General features: G+C 50.2%; 19 protein-coding genes. 11 read left to right on the forward strand and 8 right to left on the reverse strand.

All coding sequences use genetic code 11. The features are described from left to right. Positions 1–68: 68 nt before the first annotated feature. Positions 69–1,715: a class I fumarate hydratase gene (gene fumB / locus FEK47_RS01010; RefSeq protein ID WP_130258958.1), complete on the reverse strand. Its 1,647-nt coding sequence runs from the start codon at positions 1,713–1,715 to the stop codon at positions 69–71. A 198-nt stretch (positions 1,716–1,913) separates the two neighbouring features. On the opposite strand from fumB, the gene manA reads away from it, so the two are divergent. After that, the gene (gene manA, locus FEK47_RS01015; protein WP_130258957.1) at positions 1,914–3,089 is read left to right on the forward strand and encodes a mannose-6-phosphate isomerase; all 1,176 of its coding nucleotides are present in this window, start codon (positions 1,914–1,916) and stop codon (positions 3,087–3,089) included. A gap of 100 nt (positions 3,090–3,189) precedes the next feature. Further along, entirely contained in the window at positions 3,190–4,698 is a 1,509-nt protein-coding gene (locus FEK47_RS01020; RefSeq protein WP_135487750.1) for a YdgA family protein, read from the forward strand. A gap of 225 nt (positions 4,699–4,923) precedes the next feature. Here FEK47_RS01020 and uidC read toward each other — a convergent pair whose 3' ends face one another. From uidC to malI, 6 genes are all read right to left on the reverse strand, one after another. Beyond that, positions 4,924–6,189: a glucuronide uptake porin UidC gene (gene uidC / locus FEK47_RS01025; RefSeq protein ID WP_135487749.1), complete on the reverse strand. Its 1,266-nt coding sequence runs from the start codon at positions 6,187–6,189 to the stop codon at positions 4,924–4,926. A gap of 38 nt (positions 6,190–6,227) precedes the next feature. Continuing rightward, positions 6,228–7,601, reverse strand: coding sequence for a glucuronide transporter (uidB, locus tag FEK47_RS01030; RefSeq protein WP_130219039.1), 1,374 nt, complete (start codon positions 7,599–7,601; stop codon positions 6,228–6,230). Further along, complete coding sequence (uidA, locus tag FEK47_RS01035) at positions 7,598–9,409, reverse strand: beta-glucuronidase (RefSeq protein ID WP_135487748.1); 1,812 nt, start codon at positions 9,407–9,409, stop codon at positions 7,598–7,600. Before uidA ends, uidB begins: the two co-directional genes overlap by 4 nt. A gap of 384 nt (positions 9,410–9,793) precedes the next feature. Continuing rightward, positions 9,794–10,381, reverse strand: coding sequence for a DNA-binding transcriptional regulator UidR (gene uidR / locus FEK47_RS01040; RefSeq protein ID WP_075332258.1), 588 nt, complete (start codon positions 10,379–10,381; stop codon positions 9,794–9,796). A gap of 232 nt (positions 10,382–10,613) precedes the next feature. Next, a complete protein-coding gene (gene hdhA / locus FEK47_RS01045) occupies positions 10,614–11,381 on the reverse strand; it encodes a 7-alpha-hydroxysteroid dehydrogenase (protein ID WP_130219035.1) in 768 nt (255 codons plus the stop codon). A gap of 111 nt (positions 11,382–11,492) precedes the next feature. Next, positions 11,493–12,521 (reverse strand): mal regulon transcriptional regulator MalI, encoded by a 1,029-nt coding sequence (gene malI, locus FEK47_RS01050; RefSeq protein WP_135487747.1) that lies wholly within the window; start codon positions 12,519–12,521, stop codon positions 11,493–11,495. A gap of 174 nt (positions 12,522–12,695) precedes the next feature. Between malI and malX the strand changes: the two genes are divergently transcribed. The 3 genes from malX (at position 12,696) to add (ending at position 16,575) form a co-directional block, all read left to right on the forward strand. After that, positions 12,696–14,288, forward strand: a complete 1,593-nt coding sequence (gene malX / locus FEK47_RS01055) for a PTS maltose transporter subunit IICB (RefSeq protein WP_130224756.1) — start codon at positions 12,696–12,698, stop codon at positions 14,286–14,288. Positions 14,289–14,297: 9 nt separating this feature from the next. Then, on the forward strand, positions 14,298–15,470 hold the full coding sequence (malY, locus tag FEK47_RS01060; RefSeq protein ID WP_138183074.1) for a bifunctional maltose regulon transcriptional repressor/cystathionine beta-lyase MalY: 1,173 nt from the start codon (positions 14,298–14,300) through the stop codon (positions 15,468–15,470). A gap of 103 nt (positions 15,471–15,573) precedes the next feature. Next, positions 15,574–16,575: an adenosine deaminase gene (add, locus tag FEK47_RS01065; protein WP_130219027.1), complete on the forward strand. Its 1,002-nt coding sequence runs from the start codon at positions 15,574–15,576 to the stop codon at positions 16,573–16,575. Positions 16,576–16,610: 35 nt separating this feature from the next. Here add and FEK47_RS01070 read toward each other — a convergent pair whose 3' ends face one another. Continuing rightward, on the reverse strand, positions 16,611–17,651 hold the full coding sequence (locus FEK47_RS01070) for an oxidoreductase (RefSeq protein WP_064530016.1): 1,041 nt from the start codon (positions 17,649–17,651) through the stop codon (positions 16,611–16,613). Positions 17,652–17,893: 242 nt separating this feature from the next. On the opposite strand from FEK47_RS01070, the gene blr reads away from it, so the two are divergent. From blr to rsxC, 6 genes are all read left to right on the forward strand, one after another. After that, positions 17,894–18,019: a division septum protein Blr gene (gene blr / locus FEK47_RS01075; RefSeq protein ID WP_001296096.1), complete on the forward strand. Its 126-nt coding sequence runs from the start codon at positions 17,894–17,896 to the stop codon at positions 18,017–18,019. 272 nt (positions 18,020–18,291) lie between these two features. Continuing rightward, positions 18,292–18,507 (forward strand): transcription modulator YdgT, encoded by a 216-nt coding sequence (gene ydgT, locus FEK47_RS01080; protein WP_064530017.1) that lies wholly within the window; start codon positions 18,292–18,294, stop codon positions 18,505–18,507. 86 nt (positions 18,508–18,593) lie between these two features. Further along, entirely contained in the window at positions 18,594–19,034 is a 441-nt protein-coding gene (locus FEK47_RS01085) for a DUF2569 domain-containing protein (RefSeq protein WP_130209359.1), read from the forward strand. Between the two features lie 76 nt (positions 19,035–19,110). Continuing rightward, positions 19,111–19,692 (forward strand): electron transport complex subunit RsxA, encoded by a 582-nt coding sequence (rsxA, locus tag FEK47_RS01090; RefSeq protein ID WP_000133193.1) that lies wholly within the window; start codon positions 19,111–19,113, stop codon positions 19,690–19,692. Beyond that, on the forward strand, positions 19,692–20,270 hold the full coding sequence (gene rsxB, locus FEK47_RS01095; protein ID WP_130224750.1) for an electron transport complex subunit RsxB: 579 nt from the start codon (positions 19,692–19,694) through the stop codon (positions 20,268–20,270). Before rsxA ends, rsxB begins: the two co-directional genes overlap by 1 nt. Beyond that, positions 20,263–22,061, forward strand: a 1,799-nt coding sequence (gene rsxC / locus FEK47_RS01100) for an electron transport complex subunit RsxC (RefSeq protein ID WP_240730965.1), incomplete at its 3' end; no start/stop codon positions are given. The genes rsxB and rsxC, both read left to right, overlap by 8 nt.

Below are 22,061 nucleotides of genomic sequence, written 5' to 3' on the forward strand. Positions count from 1 at the left end.
TACTATTTGATAACAAATGTTTGGTATTTCGTGCCATGTAAAAAAGCCGCCCCGAAGGGCGGCTCTGCTTATTTCACGCAGCGGCTACACTGCGTGAGTTGTATCTGCTGGAAGAAGTCATTTCCTTTATCATCCACCAGGATAAACGCCGGGAAATCTTCCACTTCGATTTTCCAGATGGCTTCCATTCCCAGTTCCGGATATTCAACACATTCCAGACTCTTAATACTCCCCTGCGCCAGCACTGCCGCAGGCCCGCCGATACTGCCGAGATAGAAACCACCATGTTTTTTACAGGCATCCGTCACCTGCTGGCTGCGGTTACCTTTCGCCAGCATGATCATGCTGCCGCCCTGCGCTTGCAGTTGATCGACGTAAGAATCCATACGTCCGGCAGTCGTTGGGCCAAGAGAACCGGAGGCATAACCTTCCGGCGTTTTGGCCGGACCCGCGTAGTAAATTGGATGATCTTTAATGTACTGTGGCAGCCCTTCACCGTTATCCATCCGCTCTTTCAGTTTGGCATGAGCGATATCACGACCGACGATAATCGTGCCGTTAAGCGATAAGCGTGTAGAAACGGGATACTGCGACAACTGTGCGAGGATCTCTTTCATTGGACGGTTAAGGTCAACGCGTACCGCTTCGCCTTCCCCCGCTTTACGCAGTTCTTCAGGGATGTATTTGCCAGGATTATGTTCCAGTTTTTCGATCCAGATCCCCTGACGGTTAATCTTCGCTTTGATATTACGGTCAGCAGAACAAGAGACGCCCATACCAATCGGGCAGGATGCGCCATGGCGTGGCAGGCGAATCACTCGAATGTCATGGGCGAAATATTTCCCGCCAAACTGCGCGCCCAGACCGAGATTTTGCGCTTCAATCAGCAATTCGTTTTCCAGTTCCACATCGCGGAACGCCTGACCGTGCTCGTTCCCTTCCGTTGGCAGTTCGTCATAGTATTTAGCGGAAGCCAGTTTCACCGTTTTAAGGTTAGTTTCCGCAGAAGTTCCGCCAATAACGAACGCAATATGATATGGAGGACACGCCGCCGTACCCAGTGTGCGCATTTTCTCAACCAGGTAATTTTTCAGTTTCCCCGGCGTCAGTAACGCTTTGGTTTCCTGATAGAGATACGTCTTGTTTGCCGAACCGCCACCTTTGGCGATACAGAGGAATTTGTACTCATCGCCATCAACGGCATAAAGATCGATCTGCGCTGGCAAGTTGGTGCCGGTATTCACCTCTTTATACATATCCAGCGGCGCGTTTTGCGAGTAGCGCAGGTTATCTTCGATATAAGTGTTATAGACACCGCGCGCCAGCGCCGCTTCGTCGCCACCACCGGTCCATACACGCTGCCCTTTTTTACCAACGATGATCGCGGTGCCGGTGTCCTGGCAGGTTGGCAGAACGCCTTTTGCGGCGATATCGGAGTTTCGCAGGAATTGCAGTGCCACATACTTGTCGTTTTCGCTGGCTTCCGGGTCACGCAAAATATCGGCTACCTGCTGTTGATGGGCCGGACGCAGCATGAATGACGCATCATGAAACGCCTGACGCGCCAGAAGAGTTAACGCTTCTGGTGCAACTTTCAAAATCTCCTGCCCTTCAAATTCAGATACGCTGACATATTCGCTGGTCAGCAGGTAGTACTCGGTATCATCTTTTTTGAGTGGGAAAGGAGCCTGATAATGAAAGGGTTTGTTTGACATTGTTCTCTCACTTACTGCCTGGTTTGGTTATGCTTTGGGCGGGTGTTCCATTGCCCTGTTAAAAGCGAGTTACATTATCCTACACACTTTTTTAACAAAAACTGAGACTAGTACGACTTTTTGCGGCTCCAGGTTACTTCCCGTAGGATTCTTGCTTTAATAGCGAGATTAATTTCCACATTTAAACAGGGATTGATCATGCAAAAACTCATTAACTCAGTGCAAAACTATGCCTGGGGCAGCAAAACGGCGTTGACTGAACTTTATGGCATGGAAAATCCGTCCAGCCAGCCGATGGCCGAGTTGTGGATGGGCGCGCATCCAAAGAGCAGTTCACGTGTGCACGATGCCGCAGGAGATATCGTTTCACTGCGTGATGTGATTGAGAGTGATAAAGCGACTCTTTTGGGAGATGCCGTTGCCAAACGCTTTGGCGAGTTGCCTTTCCTGTTCAAAGTATTATGCGCAGCCCAGCCGCTCTCCATTCAGGTGCATCCAAACAAACGCAATTCTGAAATCGGTTTTGCCAAAGAAAATGCCGCAGGTATTCCGATGAATGCCGCCGAGCGTAACTATAAAGATCCTAATCACAAGCCTGAGCTGGTTTTCGCCCTGACCCCTTTCCTCGCGATGAACGCGTTTCGTGAGTTTTCCGACATCGTCTCCCTGCTTCAGCCCGTCGCGGGCGCACATCCGGCCATTGCTCACTTTTTGCAGCAGCCCAATGCCGAACGTTTAAGCGAACTGTTTGCCAGCCTGTTAAATATGCAGGGTGAAGAGAAATCCCGCGCGCTGGCGATTTTGAAATCGGCGCTCGACAGTCAGCAGGGCGAACCGTGGCAAACGATTCGTTTAATTTCTGAATTTTACCCGGATGACAGCGGTCTGTTCTCCCCGCTGTTGCTGAATGTCGTGAAATTGAATCCTGGCGAAGCGATGTTCCTGTTCGCTGAAACACCGCACGCTTACCTGCAAGGCGTGGCATTAGAAGTGATGGCGAACTCCGATAACGTGCTGCGTGCAGGTCTGACGCCTAAATACATTGATATTCCGGAGCTGGTTGCCAACGTGAAGTTTGAAGCCAAACCGGCCAACCAGTTGTTGACCCAGCCGGTGAAACAAGGCTCAGAGCTGGACTTCCCGATTCCGGTGGATGATTTTGCCTTCTCGCTGCATGACCTTAGCGATCAAGAAACCACCATCAGCCAGCAGAGTGCCGCCATTTTGTTCTGCGTCGAGGGCGATGCAACGCTGTGTAAAGGTTCTCAGCAGTTACAGCTTAAACCGGGTGAATCAGCGTTTATTGCCGCCAACGAGTCACCGGTGACGGTCAAAGGCCACGGCCGTTTAGCCCGTGTTTACAACAAGCTGTAAGAGCTTACTGAAAAAATTAACATCTCTTGCTAAGCTTATTAAAGGCTTATAACACCTTCAGGCGGCCAGTCCGCCTGATTTTATTTTATGGATAATCATTATGAATAAATCGCTGGTAGCGGTAGGCGTCATTGTTGCGCTCGGCGTAGTCTGGACAGGCGGCGCATGGTACACAGGCAAGAAGATTGAAACCCATCTCGAAGACATGGTCGCGCAGGCAAACGCGCAACTCAAACTGACAGCTCCTGAATCCAACCTGGAAGTAAGTTATCAAAACTATCATCGCGGCGTATTCAGCAGCCAGTTGCAACTGGTGGTGAAACCCATTGCCGGGAAAGAAAATCCGTGGATTAAAAGCGGTCAGAGCGTCATCTTCAACGAATCGGTTGATCATGGTCCCTTCCCCCTTGCCCAGCTTAAAAAACTGAACCTGATTCCGTCGATGGCATCAATTCAAACCACGCTGGTCAATAACGAAGTAAGCAAGCCACTGTTTGATATGGCAAAAGGTGAAACGCCTTTTGAGATTAACTCCCGCATTGGTTACAGCGGTGATTCCAGTTCCGATATTTCACTCAAGCCACTGAATTACGAGCAAAAGGATGAAAAGGTCGCCTTTAGCGGCGGCGAGTTCCAGTTAAATGCTGACAGAGACGGCAAAGCCATCTCCCTGTCCGGGGAAGCACAAAGCGGTCGGGTGGATGCGGTTAATGAGTATAACCAGAAAGTACAGTTGACCTTTAATAATCTGAAAACTGACGGTTCCAGCACGCTGGCAAGTTTTGGTGAGCGCGTAGGTAACCAAAAACTGTCGCTGGAAAAAATGACCATTTCAGTGGAAGGCAAAGAACTGGCACTGCTGGAAGGCATGGAGATCAGCGGTAAATCGGATCTGGTCAATGACGGTAAAACGATCAATAGCCAACTGGATTACTCGCTAAATAGCCTGAAGGTACAGAATCAGGATCTGGGCAGTGGCAAGCTGACCTTAAAAGTCGGCCAGATTGATGGCGAGGCCTGGCATCAGTTTAGCCAGCAATATAACGCGCAAACTCAGGCGCTGCTGGCACAGCCAGAAATTGCCAACAATCCTGAACTTTATCAGGAGAAAGTGACGGAAGCCTTCTTTAGCGCCCTGCCGCTGATGTTGAAAGGCGATCCGGTGATTACTATCGCACCATTGAGCTGGAAAAACAGTCAGGGTGAAAGTGCGCTGAATCTGTCGCTGTTCCTGAAAGATCCGGCAACGACTAAAGAAGCGCCGCAAACGCTGGCACAGGAAGTGGACCGCTCGGTCAAATCTCTGGATGCGAAACTGACCATTCCGGTGGATATGGCAACTGAGCTGATGACTCAGGTAGCGAAGCTGGAAGGATATCAGGAAGATCAAGCGAAAAAACTGGCGAAACAGCAAGTTGAAGGTGCATCAGCAATGGGGCAGATGTTCCGTCTGACCACCTTGCAGGACAATACCATCACCACCAGCCTGCAGTATGCTAACGGTCAGATCACGTTAAACGGACAGAAAATGTCGTTAGAAGATTTTGTTGGCATGTTTGCGATGCCAGCTCTTAACGTTCCGGCTGTACCGGCAATTCCGCAGCAGTAATTCACGACCAAAACGCCGGAGAATCTTCACTCCGGCGTATTCGTCTGATTACAAACCAGAGATTGCCTGATGCGCTACGCTTATCAGGCCTACCTTTTCCTGCAACATCCTGAATTTATGAGCTTTTGTAGGCTGGATAAGGCGTTTACGCCGCATCCGGCATAAAAAACGCGCACTTTGTCAACAATCTGAAACGCCGGAGAATTTTCACTCCGGCTTTTTTTCTCACTTCAGCATAAAGTCATACTGGATACTCATTTTCACATCCCAGTAATTCAGGCGATCGCCCAGCGCACTGCCATCGCGCTTTTCCCGCCCTTTATCGGCAGCAAGAAAGAAATTCATCCCTTGTAGCGGCCCTTCGCTAACCCGATAGTTCACGCCACCTAAGATACCCGCGCCTTCAATCCGCACGTCTCGTTTACTGGATTCATAGCCGCGGGTCACAATCGGTGCAAATGTCAGCGTAAATTGCGGGGTTAAACGATAGTTGACGCCCAATTGCCAGGACTGCATTCCTTCGCGGTTACGATCAAGACTTAATGAAAAGGGATAGCCAATGTCGGTGTCCACCACGGCTCCATTCATCGCATGACGCAAATAACCGCCACTGCCAAATACGCTTCCCCACGGCGCGCTCCAGGTCAATTGTCCACTAACCAACGCCGTTTCATTGGGCTGGCTGGTATTACGACTTAGGCCTTCGAGTTGCGCGTAAAAGCCGAGCAACTCCCCTTTCAACGTATAATTCGGGTCGAGCGGTATGCTTTTCTCGAGAATACTTTGTATCTGGTTGGAAACATCTTTCTGTACCGATGCTCCCAGAGAATAGCGACTGGTATCATCATGCCAACTGGCGGCTAAAAAAGAACGTGCGCGATGTTTATCGTATTTTCCCGTCTGGCTGTTATAAACCCCTTCATCACGAATACCGGTTGTTGAATCGGTCCATAAAAATACTCGTGAACGCCACATTCCCCACAATTCAATATTTGGCGTTAAAGCCCAGTAACCTAATGCTCCTTCGGAAACAGTCGGCAATGTCCGTTGCGAACTACCAGCAATTAACGGAATACGATAAGGTAAGCTGCCATAACTATAATCTGTTCCGAAGCGACCTAATTTAAGCAGGCTATTTTCACTGGGTTTTATTTTTACTGCCCCCAGGGCAAAGCCAAAACTTTTATCACCATCAAGATACCAGCGGGTACTCATATCAGCACGAGCACCTAATTTATAAACATAATATGCCCCGCCTTCGACACCAATAATATTAGAATAATAGCCACTATTAAAATCAAGTAATCCTCCCTGTACCCACGCGTAAATGTCTCTTCCCGCGCCAGCACTAGGTTTGTCAGCCCTGCGTAATTCATTTTTCAGTCTGATGCGTAGTCCCGCTTCATCGTCAGTCAGTTGTGCAGCGTAAGCGGTGGTAAGGCCAGAGGCAGCCGTCAGGCAAATAACGGCTATGGCCACTATTTTTCTCATAGTTGCACCTTTGATGTTCTGATTATTTTTATGGAATATTAATTAGTGATATCGCTGATTAATTGCTGCTGCATTTGTTTGCGATTATCAATTTCAACTACGATTTCTTTGAATTTTTTATCCGTGAGCGGATAAAACCAGATTATTATAAATGCCAGTAGCATAAACCCGCAGGGTACTAAGGCAATTGATGTGCGGATCCCCATAATAACTTCCGGTGTTTGCACCTGATTGGCAATATATCCGCTTAATCCCAAAATAAAGGCGGGAATTGATCCTCCTATTGCCTGGCCGCATTTGCGCGTAAATGAGAATAGCGAATAGGTAAGTCCTTCAATCCGCACACCAGTCAGGTATTCACCATATTCTACGGTATCGGCTTCCAGCGCCCACATCACCGTCATGGTAACGCCCTGACCAATTGAGGCAATGGCTAACGCAACCAGTGCCACCGGCAGCGACCAGACGGATACCCAGAAGAACAGCAGGTAACCACAAGTCCCCAGCAGCGCGCCAATCAGGAAGGTATTCTTTTTACCGATCCTGGCGACCATCCCCGGTACCAGCGGTGCCGACGCCACTGTACCGACCAGGTTCTGTACCAGCACTAACACCGTGAACAATCCTGCATCATTCAAAACGTAGCGTACGTAAAATAACGATGAGGCACTGACCGCGAAGGTCGAGATCAGCACACACAGCGCCCCAATGCACAGCATAAACAGCGGGCGATTTCGTTTCAGCGTTTGCAGACTGATCTTCAACGAAGGCTGCGCCACAATACGCACCACATTTTCACGCGTCGATTTGAAGCAGATGAAGTAAAGCACCATTCCGGCAATCGCCAGCACAACCGTCCAGAAATGGTATACCGACACCATCTCCTCCGGGCTGGAGTTCTTAATGCTCGGTCCTATCAGAAATGCCAGGCAGACAAAGGTCAATGAAGCGGCAATCCCGCGAGCCGCGCCCAGACGGGCGCGGGATTGTGGTTGTTGGGTCATCGCGGTAGCAAGTGAACCATAAGGAATATTCACCAGGCTGTAGCAAAGCCCGAGGCCCATGTAGGTCAAATATGCATATACAACTTTGCTGCTATGGCTCCAGTCGGTCGGCACCCAGAATACCAGCACGCTGAAGATCATTAACGGCGCAGTACCGAAGAGTAAAAACGGGCGGAATTTTCCCCAGCGGGTATTCACACTGTCCACCACTCGTCCGGCGAGGACGTCGGCGAAGGCATCAAATACCCGCACCAGTAACAGCATAGTGCCCGCCGCAGCGGCACCGACGCCTGCGACGTCGGTGTAGTAACTCAACAAGAAGAGCGCCCCCATTGCGAAGGCGAAGTTATTGGCGACGTCACCGAGGCTGTAGCCGACGATGGTGCGCCAGGAGAGTTGTTGATTCATTGTTTGCCTCCCTGCTGCGGTTTTTCACCGAAATTCATGCCAGTCCAGCGTTTTTGCAGCAGAAAAGCCGCCGACTTCGGTTTGCGGTCACGAGTGAAGATCCCTTTCTTGTTGCCACCAACGCGCATAATGCCCTGCGAGGTCGCAAAATCAGCGAAGTTCCATACCTGTTCACCGACGACGGCGCTGACGCGATCAAAGACGCGGTGATACATATCCAGCCATGCGCACTGATACTCTTCACTCCACATGTCGGTGTACATCGAGTGCAGACCCGCTAACGTATCCACGCCGTATTCGGTGATGATAATCGGCTGATGCAGTTTCTCTTGCCAGGCAATCAGTTCTTTTTCCAGTACCTTCTCTGCCGTTTCCAAATCGCCGCTTTGGACATACCAACCGTAATAACGATTCAGGCACAGCACATCAAAGAGATCGCTGATGGTATCGGTGTGAGCGTCGCAGAACATTACATTGACGCAGGTGATCGGTCGCGTCGGGTCCAGTTTACGCGTTGCCTCCGCCAGTGGTGCGAAATATTCCCGTGCACCTTGCGGGCGAGTATCCGGTTCGTTGGCAATGCTCCACATCACCACGCTGGGGTGGTTTTTGTCACGCGCAATCAGTTCTTTAATCGCCTGTAAGTGCGCCTGCTGAGTTTCCCCGTTGACTGCCTCTTCGCTGTAGAGTTCTTTTGGCTTGTTACCCGCTTCAAATCCAATGCCTAAAGAGAGGTTAAAGCCGACGGCAGCAGTTTCATCAATCACCACAATGCCATTTTCATCAGCCCAGTCGAGCATCTCTTCAGCGTAAGGGTAATGCGAGGTACGGTAAGAGTTGGCACCAATCCAGTCCATCAATGCGTGATCGTGCACCATCAGCACGTTATCGAACCCTTTACCGCGTAAATCCGCATCTTCATGACGACCAAAACCAGTGAAGTAGAACGGTTTGTGGTTGATCAGGAACTGTTCGCCCTTCACTGCCACTGACCGGATGCCGACGCGCAGCAGGTAGATATCACACTCAGTCTGGCTTTTGGCTGTGACGCACAGTTCATAAAGATAGCCTTCACCCGGTTGCCAGAGGTGCGGATTCACCACTTGCAAAGTCCCGCTGTTGCCTTGTCCAGTCGCAACAACCTGTTGATCCGCATCACGCAGTTCAACGCTGACATCACCATTTGCCACCACCTGCCAGTCAATAGACGCGTGGTTACAGTCTTGCGCGACATGCGTCACCACGGTGATATCACCCACCCAGGTGTTCGGTGTGCTGTAGAGCATTACGCTGCGATGGATCCCGGCGTAGTTAAAGAAATCATGGAAGTAAGACTGCTTTTTCTTGCCGTTTTCGTCGGTAATCACCATTCCCGGCGGGATAGTCTGCCAGTTCAGTTCGTTGTTCACACAAACGGTAATACGTACACTTTTCCCGGCAATAACATACGGCGTGACATCGGCTTCAAACGGCGTATAGCCGCCCTGATGCTCCATCACTTCCTGATTATTTACCCATACTTTGCCGTAATGAGTGACCGCATCGAAACGCAGGACGATACGCTGGCCCGTCCAACCTTTCGGTATAAAGACTTCGCGCTGATACCAGACGTTGCCCACATAATTACGAATATCTGCATCAGCGAACTGATCGTTAAAACTGCCCGGCACAGCAATTGCCCGGCTTTCTTGTAACGCACTTTCCCACCAACGCTGAGAGATTCCACAGTTTTCCCGATCCAGGCTGAATGCCCACAGGCCGTCGAGTTTTTTGATTTCACGAGTTGGGGTTTCTACAGGACGTAACATAAGGGACTCCTCATTAAGATAAAAATACTGGTCAACCTTTAATCTGATTAGTTAACCAATTCTGTGTTGAACACAGTTATCTGTGAGAAACCCATGGAAGAGAAATGGAAATAAAAAGAACTGACACCGCGATCAAAAAACCAAAAACTGCAATACCCACAGCGTGATATGGATCGCATTAATCTTTAAAACAGCGTTGACAGAAGACACAAAATAAGCAATCGAACGCTCGTTCGACTACTTATAAAGCGATAAATTCCCATGACATATGGTTTCGACGAATGTTTTAGTGGGATTTTTCGACCAGGGGAGAACGTTTTTTGTTCAGCAGCATTGAGACATTGAACGCGGGCCCTCTCTTCACCGGCCCGCGGAAAGTGAGGATCAGGATGCGGTCAAGATACCGCCAATCATCGCGCGCAGCCCCTGGGCAAATAACGCTTCTCGCGCCAGGTCTTCCGCTTCGATATCGGCCAGCACGCCATAGGTCAGATCCAGCAGTAAACGAGAGGTCATTGCCGTGTTAATGTCAGGGCTTATCTCGCCTTTTTGCTGGGCATCCCTCATGCGCTGGGCAATAAATTCCGTGATGGTCAGATGTTTATTCTTAAGCATGGTGGCAACCTGTGGATTGCGCATCCCTTCTGCCATAATTTCAACCACCAGCGCTCGTTGTCCAAAGGCTTCATGGGTGAGAGAGACTATCGACTCGACCATATAGTCAACGAAATGGATCCCTTCAATCGGTTCCCGGAAACGGGCCAACGCCCTCTCCTGGTCCTGGAGAATAATCGCCTGAATCAAGGCTTCTTTCGAAATGAAGTGGTGATAAAGCGTCCCGGGACTGATAGCGCAGGATTTACAGATGGCTTTCATTGAGGCACTGTGAAATCCATTTTCTGAAAAAATCTCTCTGGCAGCATTGAGGATCCGGGTCCGTGTCGGTTGTGCTTCAGTTTGCATGTTATCCATCGTTAAACCAATATAGTTAGCATGAATAACTAGTTTACCGCGTTGTCCGGTGAGCGCCTATCATTGCAGTTGAATTGTGCGAAGGTACACCCGTTTCGTTTACTATTTGCACGATAATTGGTCAACCAGCAGGCGGAATTTGGCTACCAGTTATCTGGCGGAGGTTTTCCCTACTCTACAAGCGGTGTCGGTAAACAACACTCACTCGGTTGTTTACCGACCTGTTAGCGTATTAATTCAGTTCCTGTACCCCACCGCCGGAGACGGTGAGTATTTGTCCGCTTATCCAGCTGGCAGCTGGTGAACAGAGGAATAGCGCCGCGTTGGCAATATCTTGCGGCTGGCCCAGACGCCTGATTGGCGTGTGCTGCAACATTTTCTGTTCAATTTCTGGTGTAATAACGGATTTCAGGGCATCAGTTAATATTGCCCCAGGCGCTATGCCATTCACCCGAATATTTTTTTCACCCAGGTCAAACGCCATATTCCTGACCAGATGGCTGGCCGCAGCTTTAGATGACGCATAGGAGGTCATGTTTTTATTTTTATTTTCTGCCGCCATAGATGTGATGGTCAAAATAACGCCTCCGCCATTTTTTTCCATTTCAGGCGCTATGAGTTGTGACAGATGAAAAAAAGAAAACACATTCAGCTCATAAGCGCGGCGGAAATCAGCCATTGGCATATCAAACGGTTTAGGACCACCACCACCAGCATTGTTAACCAGAATATCAACTTTGCCCAGCTTACTGATGGCAAAGCCTGCCAGAGCAGATAACTCCTGTTCGGAAGTAATATCACAGCGCCAGGCAAATGCCTGCCCACCCAACTGTTGAATTTCATCTACAACATGATTAGCTGCATCGGCGTTAATATCACTGACCACCACAGATGCGCCAGCTGTCGCGAATGTAATGGCGATTTCTTTACCAATACCTGCACCCGCACCTGTGATGATGGCGCATTTTCCGTCGAGTCTCAGGTTGTCAGAATTAAACACATAAACCTCCTGTGAACTTCAGTAAAAATAAAAGGCACCGCCTGTGTGCCACATTTTTTATCATTAACTTTGAGGAAAGGACACTACCAGGTATAGCAGATAAAGGGAGGATTATTTCGCCGCAATGAGCCGGGCAGGAATAATAAGATTACGTGAATGCGTCTCTTCATGAGTGATTTTTTGCATCATGCGATCCGCAAGTGTCGTACCAAGTTCCCGCGCAGGGGTGCTGGCCCAGGTAACGGGTATATCATCAAGTGCGGTTGGCGTCGCATCGGTAAATGCCGCCAGTGAAACCTGTTGTTCAAAGTAACGGTCGACGCCACTTTCCCCGCTTTGCCGCCCTGCTTTCAGCAAACCAAACCATGCCCCCATCGCAATAGTTTCGTTGTAACAAACCACGGCGCTAATGGTCGGGTTATGGCGCAAAAGCGCCGTAATGGCTTCCGCAGCTTGCTTCTGACTCGAGGCACACTCCAGTACCCAATCACTATGAAACGGCAGGCTGAATTTTAATAGTGTCGCGCAATAGCCACCCACTCGTTCCGCACGGGTTAAAGAGGAACTTTGCCCTCCCAGCCAGGCAATACGCTGGTGTCCATTGCGAATGAGATGCTCCGTCAATAACTGCGCTGCCTGCATGTTATCCGGGCGAACAGTATCAACATCATCAAGATAGCTGGCGCGGGAAGCGAAAATCACCGGGATACCTTTTTCTTCTGCCATGCGCCGCAGGTCATCACTGCTCCCTGCCGCACCGGCAATGATGACACCATCGACGCCCTGGTTCAGTAGCAGTGAAAAGCGCTGAGTCAGTTGCTCGCCGTCTTTACCGCCGTGGAGCAAAAAAACCATTCGCCCCTGCGCTTCCAGTGCCTCCGTCAGCCCGGCTGTTAATTCAGCGTAAAACGGCGCAGACAAGTCACGCACAATTAAGCCAACCACACCACTCTGCCCGCCGCGTAGTGCCGACGCCTGGCGATTGCGCACAAACCCCAGTTCTTCAATGGCGGCGTTAACACGTTCTCCTGTGGCGGTAGAGATTCGCCCTTTGCCACTAAGCACCAGCGAAACGGTACTGACCGACACGCCCGCAGCGAGCGCAACATCATGAATGGTGATTTTTTTGGCGGTAGCCATGCAGATGACCTACTCCCTGATTATGTGACAGATAAAACGTTTTACCTTTTATTTATCTTATACCCGCTATTATCGTTGCGTAATGTGATTTATGCCTCACTAAAATTTGATAAAACGTTTTATCTTCTCGCGCAATTTATTGAATCCAGATTGTTCTCTACGAGGAGTCGTTTTATGACGGCGAAAGCAGCACCGAAAGTCACGCTGTGGGAATTCTTCCAGCAGTTAGGCAAAACCTTTATGTTACCTGTCGCATTACTGTCGTTCTGCGGCATTATGTTGGGGATTGGCAGTTCCCTTAGTAGCCACGATGTCATCACACTGATCCCGGCATTGGGTAACCCTGTGTTGCAGGCCATCTTTACCTGGATGAGCAAGGTTGGTTCGTTCGCGTTTAGTTTCCTGCCAGTGATGTTCTGTATCGCCATCCCGCTGGGTCTGGCGCGCGAAAACAAAGGCGTCGCGGCGTTCGCTGGTTTTGTTGGTTACGCAGTGATGAACCTGGCGGTAAACTTCTGGTTGACCAATAAAGGCATTCTGCCGACCACCGATGCTGCCGTGCTGAAAGCCAATAATATCCAGAGCATTCTTGGGATCCAGTCGATCGACACTGGGATCCTCGGTGCAGTGATCGCCGGTATTATCGTCTGGATGTTACATGAACGTTTCCATAATATTCGCCTGCCGGATGCGCTGGCATTCTTCGGCGGTACGCGCTTCGTACCCATTATCTCCTCACTGGTGATGGGCCTTGTCGGTCTGGTGATTCCGTTAGTCTGGCCGATTTTCGCCATGGGTATTAGTGGATTAGGCCATATGATCAACAGCGCAGGCGATTTCGGACCGATGCTGTTTGGTACGGGTGAACGTCTGCTGTTGCCGTTTGGTCTGCATCACATTCTGGTGGCATTAATTCGCTTTACCGACGCGGGCGGCACGCAGGAAGTCTGCGGTCAAACCGTCAGCGGCGCACTAACCATCTTCCAGGCGCAATTGAGTTGCCCGACCACTCACGGTTTCTCTGAAAGCGCCACGCGTTTCCTCTCGCAGGGCAAAATGCCTGCATTCCTCGGTGGTCTGCCAGGTGCAGCGTTAGCGATGTATCACTGTGCGCGCCCGGAAAATCGCCATAAAATTAAAGGCCTGCTGATTTCTGGCCTGATCGCCTGTGTCGTTGGCGGCACTACCGAACCACTGGAATTCCTGTTCCTGTTCGTAGCGCCAGTTCTGTACGTCATCCACGCGCTGTTAACCGGCCTCGGCTTCACCGTCATGTCTGTGCTCGGTGTCACCATCGGTAATACCGACGGCAATATCATCGACTTTGTGGTGTTCGGTATTCTGCATGGCCTGTCAACCAAGTGGTACATGGTGCCAGTGGTGGCGGCAATCTGGTTTGTTGTTTACTACGTCATCTTCCGTTTCGCTATTACCCGCTTCAATTTGAAAACCCCTGGCCGCGATAGCGAAATTGCCAGCTCAATCGAAAAAGCCGTTGCCGGTACGCCGGGTAAATCAGGTTACAACGTTCCGGCAATCCTCGAAGCCTTAGGCGGTGCCGACAATATTGTCAGCCTCGATAATTGCATTACTCGTCTGCGTTTGTCAGTGAAAGATATGTCCCTTGTTAATGTGCAGGCACTGAAGGACAATCGGGCAATTGGCGTAGTACAACTTAATCAACATAACCTGCAGGTTGTTATCGGGCCGCAAGTTCAGTCAGTCAAAGATGAAATGGACGGTCTGATGCGTACTGTTCAGGCATAAGGATAAGATATGTTCGATTTTTCGAAGGTCGTGGATCGTCATGGCACATGGTGCACACAGTGGGATTATGTCGCTGACCGTTTCGGCACTGCTGATCTGTTACCGTTCACGATTTCAGACATGGATTTTGCCACCGCTCCCTGCATTATCGAGGCGCTGAACCAGCGCCTGATGCACGGCGTGTTTGGCTACAGTCGCTGGAAAAACGATGAATTTCTCGCGGCTATCGCCCACTGGTTTTCCACACAGCATTACACTGCCATTGATACGCAGTCGGTGGTATATGGCCCTTCCGTTATCTATATGGTGTCGGAACTGATTCGTCAGTGGTCCGCTGTCGGTGAAGGTGTGGTGATCCATACCCCGGCCTACGACGCATTTTACAAAGCCATTGAAGGTAATCAGCGCACCGTGATGCCCGTTGCTTTAGAGAAGCGGGTTGATGGCTGGTTTTGCGATATGGGCAAACTGGAAGCCGTGTTGGCGAAACCGGAGTGTAAAATTATGCTCCTGTGTAGCCCTCAGAATCCTACCGGTAAAGTCTGGACTTGCGATGAACTGGAAACAATGGCTGACCTGTGCGAACGCTATGGTGTGCGCGTTATCTCCGATGAAATCCATATGGATATGGTATGGGGTGAGCAACCGCATATTCCCTGGAGCAATGTAGCTCGCGGCGACTGGGCGCTACTAACTTCTGGTTCGAAAAGTTTCAATATTCCGGCTCTGACCGGGGCTTACGGGATTATTGAAAATAACGACAGCCGTGAAGCGTATTTATCGGCCCTGAAAAGCCGTGATGGGCTTTCCTCCCCTGCGGTACTGGCGTTAACCGCCCATATCGCCGCCTATCAGCAAGGCGCACCATGGCTTGATGCCTTACGCGTCTATCTGAAAGATAACCTGACGTATATCGCAGAGATGATGAACGCCGCGTTCCCTGAACTCAACTGGCAGATTCCCCAATCCACTTATCTCGCATGGCTTGATTTACGTCCGTTGAACATTGATGACAACGCGTTGCAAAAAGCCCTGATTGAACAAGAAAAAGTCGCAATCATGCCGGGATATACCTACGGTGAAGAAGGCCGTGGCTTTGTTCGGCTCAATGCTGGATGCCCACGTTCTAAACTGGAAAAAGGTGTCGCTGGATTAATTAACGCCATCCGAGCTGTACGCTAATTGCGATTGCGCAACGCAAATAATCGTTGCGCAATCGTAGATTTTTACCCTGCTTTGTTTTTATAATGGTGCGCACTTTTATATCCAGAAAAAGAGTGCGACCATGATTGATACCACCCTGCCATTAACTGATATCCATCGCCACCTTGATGGCAACATTCGTCCCCAGACCATCCTTGAACTTGGCCGCCAGTATAATATCTCGCTACCTGCACAATCCCTGGAAACGCTAATTCCACACGTTCAGGTCATTGCCAACGAACCCGATCTGGTGAGTTTTCTGACTAAGCTTGACTGGGGCGTTAAAGTTCTCGCCTCGCTCGACGCATGCCGTCGCGTGGCGTTTGAAAATATTGAAGATGCTGCCCGAAACGGTCTGCACTATGTCGAACTGCGTTTTTCGCCAGGTTATATGGCAATGACGCATCAGTTGCCTGTTGCGGGCGTTGTCGAAGCCGTTATTGACGGCGTACGTGAAGGTTGTCGCACCTTTGGTGTGCAGGCGAAACTTATCGGCATTATGAGCCGGACCTTTGGCGAAGCTGCCTGCCAGCAAGAGCTGGAGGCATTTTTAGCCCACCGTGATCAGATTACCGCACTGGATTTAGCCGGTGATGAACTTGGTTTTCCTGGGAGTTTGTTCCTCTCTCACTTCAACCACGCGCGTGATGCAGGCTGGCATATTACCGTCCATGCAGGCGAAGCTGCCGGGGCAGAAAGTATCTGGCAAGCCATTCGTGAGCTGGGAGCTGAACGCATTGGGCATGGCGTAAAAGCCATTGAAGACCGGGCGCTGATGGATTTCCTCGCCGAGCAACAAATTGGCATAGAATCCTGCCTGACCTCCAATATTCAGACCAGTACCGTGGCATCTCTGGCGGCACATCCGCTGAAAATGTTCCTTGAGCATGGTATCTGCGCCAGTATTAACACCGACGACCCGGGTGTTCAGGGCGTCGATATCATTCACGAATATACCGTTGCCGCGCCCGCTGCAGGTTTATCTCGCGAGCAAATCCGCCAGGCGCAGATTAATGGTCTGGAAATGGCTTTCCTCAGCGCAGAGGAAAAACGCGCACTGCGAGAAAAAGTCGCAGCGAAGTAACAAAAATGGATGGTGCTAATTGCACCATCCCCTTTTCAAGCAAGGCACAAAGTCGAGCGATGTTTGGCGGATTCGATACCCAGCTCAATCAACTCCATTACCTGAATGGCCTGACTTGCTGGCACCGGGTTTTCACCGTCGCCATTCAACGCATCACGAATGGCAGCATAGTAAGCCGGATAATTCCCCGGCACGGTCAACAGCGTTTCTTCAACACGTTCCTCGCCTTCAACGCGGGTTAGTACACCGTCACGCATATCGTAGCCCCAGTCTTCCTGCGGCAGACGCTCACCATTTTTCAACCGCTCTTCCTGCGGATCGAGACCGTATTTAACATAGCTGCCACGGGAGCCATGCACGATATAACGCGCTGACTCAGCTGCCGCCAACATGGTGCCGTGTAAAATGACCCGCCGCTGTGGGTAGGACAAAATGGCGTGGAAATAATCAGTCGACTGCGCCCCCGGGCGCAACTGTGCTAAATCCACCGTCATACTGACAGGTAAGCCAAAAAGCGTAATAGCTTGATCGAGCAAATGCGGTGCCAAATCGTACCAGATACCGCTGCCAGGGCCGCCCTGTTCACGCCAGCGATCGCGCACCTGCGGCCGGAAGCGGTCAAAATGAGACTCAAAGTACGCAACTTCACCCAGCGAGCCTTCCGCGAGCAAACCTTTTAGTGTCAAAAAATCGCTATCCCAGCGACGATTATGAAACACCGACAATACGCGACCCAGACTTTTTGCTAACGCATCCAGTTCTCGAGCTTGTGACAGTGTCACGGTAAAAGGCTTGTCGACGACCACATGTTTACCCGCTTCAAGCGCCGCTTTGGCTAACGGGAAATGGGTATCATTTGGTGTGGGAATGACAATCAAGTCTATGTTGGGATCATTAAAAAGATGCTTTGGTTCAGAGACAACCGTCACTGTTGGCCAGTCGGCTTTTACTTTTGTTTCGTCACTGCTGGAAATTACTGCCAGTTCTAGTCCGGGCGTGCCCGCTATCAGGGGCGCATGGAAGGTTTTGCTCGCATAACCATACCCAATCAACCCAACACGGATGTTGTCGCTCATGTCATTGCCTCTCAGAGAAGTACGATCGCTATTTGACACTATCCTTTACCCTCTCTCAACAGTTTAATAACCTGCCCGCAATAAGGGATGTTATTTAACTTAAGTCAAAGAAATGGCGAATTTTCTAATGATAAAAGCTAAATATCGCAAAAACCTCAGCAAAAATCTTGCTGGGGCAATTATTGCTAAGTAACATTTACCCCCTGAAGTTAATGGATCACTCAACATAGATGTGGGCAGTAATGAATCGTCTTATTGAATTAACAGGTTGGATCGTTCTTGTCGTTTCTGTCATTCTCCTTGGCGTGGCGAGTCACATTGACAACTACCAGCCGCCAGAACAGAGTACAACAGTACAACATAAGTAATACCTGCACTTGCAGACCAGCATGCAGCCCGTCCGGATGCATGTTTTAACTTGTCGGGTATTAAACCAGGAATTTATTATCTTGTGGTGTGTTGTCGGCGATTGGCAGGGATAGTAAAGCGCGTTACTCTTTTCATGACAGTATTTTATCCCTGAATATTTACCATCAGCACATTCTTATTATTGTTATTACATAAGCGTTCACTTTTGGTGAAGTTTTATCATTACATATAATACCTACCACTTTGGTATTAATTATTTTATGGGCCTTTTATGACTGTTCAGGACTACTTATTAAAATTTCGCAAAATCAGTTCACTCGAAAGCCTGGAAAAACTCTACGATCATCTTAATTACACACTGACCGACGATCAGGACCTTATCAACATGTATCGCGCCGCCGATCACCGCCGCGCAGAGCTGGTGTCTGGCGGGCGTTTGTTTGACCTGGGCCAGGTGCCGAAGTCCGTCTGGCATTATGTCCAATAAAGAAAGTAGCGATTGATAATAAAAACCTTATAATAACGCCCCTAAAATTAGATTTGCCTGTTTGCTGTCGCTATTCTGGAGAACCTATGACCACCACAACGCCACAACGTATTGGAGGCTGGTTGCTTGGCCCTTTGGCCTGGCTGTTAGTCGCTCTATTGAGTACGACGCTGACGCTGTTACTGTATACCGCAGCGTTATCTTCTCCTCAAACATATAAAACGATCGGCGAACAAGCACTGACAACGCAAATCTTATGGGGCGTTTCTTTTATTACCGCCATCGCCATGTGGTATTACACTTTGTGGTTGACCATCGCTTTCTTTAAACGTCGGCGTTGTGTTCCTAAACACTATATTATCTGGCTACTGATCTCCGTATTACTGGCTGTTAAAACCTTCGCTTTTTCGCCAGTAGCAGATGGCGTAGCCGTGCGCCAGTTGTTGTTCACTTTGCTGGCAACCGCATTGATAGTCCCCTATTTCAAACGCTCGTTGCGGGTCAAAGCGACGTTTGTGAATCCGTAATAACCTTACAGTTAACCTGTTGTCGCCTGCTCTGGATTAACGGATAATAGGCGGCTTTTTTATTTCAGGCCGAAAAATGACTGACTACCTGTTACTGTTTGTCGGAACTGTACTGGTCAATAACTTTGTACTGGTTAAGTTTCTGGGCCTCTGTCCGTTTATGGGCGTTTCCAAAAAGCTGGAAACTGCAATGGGGATGGGGCTGGCAACAACATTTGTGATGACGCTGGCGTCAATTTGCGCCTGGCTTATCGACACGTGGATCTTGATTCCACTCAATCTGATTTACCTGCGCACGCTAGCGTTTATTTTAGTGATCGCTGTTGTCGTGCAGTTCACCGAGATGGTAGTGCGTAAAACCAGCCCGGTGCTTTATCGTCTGCTGGGGATTTTTCTGCCGCTTATTACCACCAACTGTGCGGTGCTTGGTGTCGCGTTGCTGAATATTAATCTCGGGCATAATTTCTTGCAGTCGGCGCTGTACGGTTTTTCAGCAGCTGTCGGCTTCTCGTTGGTGATGGTGCTTTTCGCAGCCATCCGCGAGCGCCTGGCTGTGGCTGATGTCCCGGCACCTTTTCGTGGTAATGCCATTGCGCTGATTACCGCAGGTCTTATGTCTCTGGCCTTTATGGGCTTTAGTGGTTTGGTGAAGTTGTAATGAATGCTATCTGGATTGCCGTTGCCGCCATAAGCCTGCTGGGCCTGGCGTTTGGCGCCATTCTGGGTTATGCCTCCCGCCGTTTTGCGGTGGAAGACGATCCGGTCGTTGAGAAAATTGACGAAATTTTACCGCAGAGCCAGTGTGGTCAATGCGGTTATCCTGGCTGTCGCCCGTATGCGGAGGCTATCAGTTGCAACGGTGAAAAAATCAACCGCTGCGCCCCTGGTGGCGAAGCAGTAATGCTGAAAATTGCCGAGTTGCTCAACGTCGAACCACAGCCGCTGGATGGCGAAGTGCAAGAGTTGACGCCTGCGCGTATGGTAGCGGTTATCGATGAAAATAACTGTATTGGCTGCACTAAGTGTATTCAGGCGTGTCCGGTGGACGCCATTGTCGGTGCTACCCGAGCAATGCATACCGTCATGAGCGATCTGTGCACAGGTTGTAATCTGTGTGTAGACCCATGCCCAACGCATTGCATCTCCTTACAACCGGTTGCAGAAACGCCAGACAGCTGGAAATGGGATCTGAACACCATTCCCGTGCGCATCATTCCCGTGGAACACCATGCTTAAGTTATTCTCTGCTTTCAAAAAAAATAAAATCTGGGACTTCGATGGCGGCATTCATCCACCGGAGATGAAAACTCAGTCCAACGGTACTCCCCTGCGCCAGGTTCCGCTGGCGCAGCGATTTGTTATTCCACTTAAACAGCATATTGGTGCTGAAGGCGAGCTGTGCGTTAACGTTGGTGATAAGGTACTGCGCGGACAGCCACTCACCCGTGGACGCGGCAAAATGCTACCGGTTCACGCACCAACGTCTGGCACCGTTACGGCTATTGCGCCCCACTCTACGGCTCATCCTTCAGCTTTAGCTGAATTAAGCGTGATTATTGACGCCGATGGGGAAGATTGCTGGATCCCACGTGACGGTTGGACCGATTACCGCTCACGCACTCGGGAAGAATTAATCGAACGCATTCATCAATTTGGCGTCGCCGGACTGGGTGGTGCTGGCTTCCCTACTGGCGTTAAATTGCAGGGCGGCGGCGATAAAATCGAAACGTTGATCATTAATGCCGCAGAATGCGAGCCGTATATTACCGCCGATGACCGACTGATGCAGGATTGCGCCGCCCAGGTCGTGGAAGGTATTCGCATTCTTGCGCATATTCTACAGCCACGCGAAATTCTGATCGGCATTGAAGATAACAAACCGCAGGCAATTTCCATGCTGCGTGCGGTGTTGGCGGATTCTCACGATATTTCTCTGCGAGTTATTCCGACCAAATATCCCTCTGGCGGCGCCAAACAGTTAACCTACATCCTGACCGGAAAGCAGGTTCCACACGGCGGTCGTTCATCAGATATCGGCGTGTTAATGCAAAACGTCGGCACGGCTTACGCAGTGAAACGAGCCGTTATTGATGGCGAGCCGATTACCGAGCGTGTCGTAACGCTAACTGGCGAAGCAATTGCACGCCCCGGCAACGTCTGGGCACGACTGGGTACGCCGGTCCGTCATTTATTGAACGATGCAGGATTCTGCCCTTCTGCCGATCAAATGGTGATTATGGGCGGCCCGCTAATGGGCTTTACCTTGCCGTGGCTGGATGTCCCGGTCGTAAAAATAACCAACTGTTTACTGGCACCGTCTGCCAATGAACTTGGCGAACCACAGGAAGAACAAAGCTGCATCCGTTGTAGCGCCTGTGCTGATGCCTGCCCTGCAGATCTCCTGCCGCAACAGTTGTACTGGTTCAGCAAAGGTCAGCAGCACGATAAAGCCACCACACATAACATTGCCGATTGTATTGAATGTGGGGCCTGTGCGTGGGTTTGCCCAAGCAATATCCCTCTTGTGCAATATTTCCGTCAGGAAAAAGCCGAGATTGCCGCCATTCGTCAGGAAGAAAAACGCGCAGCCGAAGCAAAAGCACGCTTTGAAGCTCGTCAGGCACGTCTGGAACGTGAAAAAGCCGCCCGTCTTGAACGACACAAGAACGCGGCGGTTCAACCTGCGGCCAAAGACAAAGATGCGATTGCTGCCGCACTGGCACGCGTAAAAGAAAAACAGGCCCAGGCCACACAACCTATTGTGATAAAAGCTGGCGAACGCCCGGATAACAGCGCGATTATTGCGGCACGGGAAGCGCGTAAAGCGCAAGCCAGAGCGAAACAGGCTGAATTGCAACAGACTAACGAAGCCGTAACCGTTGCCGATCCGCGTAAAGCGGCAGTGGAAGCCGCAATTGCCCGTGCTAAAGCACGCAAGCAGGAGCAACAGCCTGCTAACGAAGAACCGCAGGAACAGGTTGACCCGCGTAAAGCTGCCGTCGAAGCGGCTATCGCCCGTGCTAAAGC

The organism is Escherichia sp. E3659 (assembly GCF_005781135.1).
Lineage (GTDB): Bacteria > Pseudomonadota > Gammaproteobacteria > Enterobacterales > Enterobacteriaceae > Escherichia.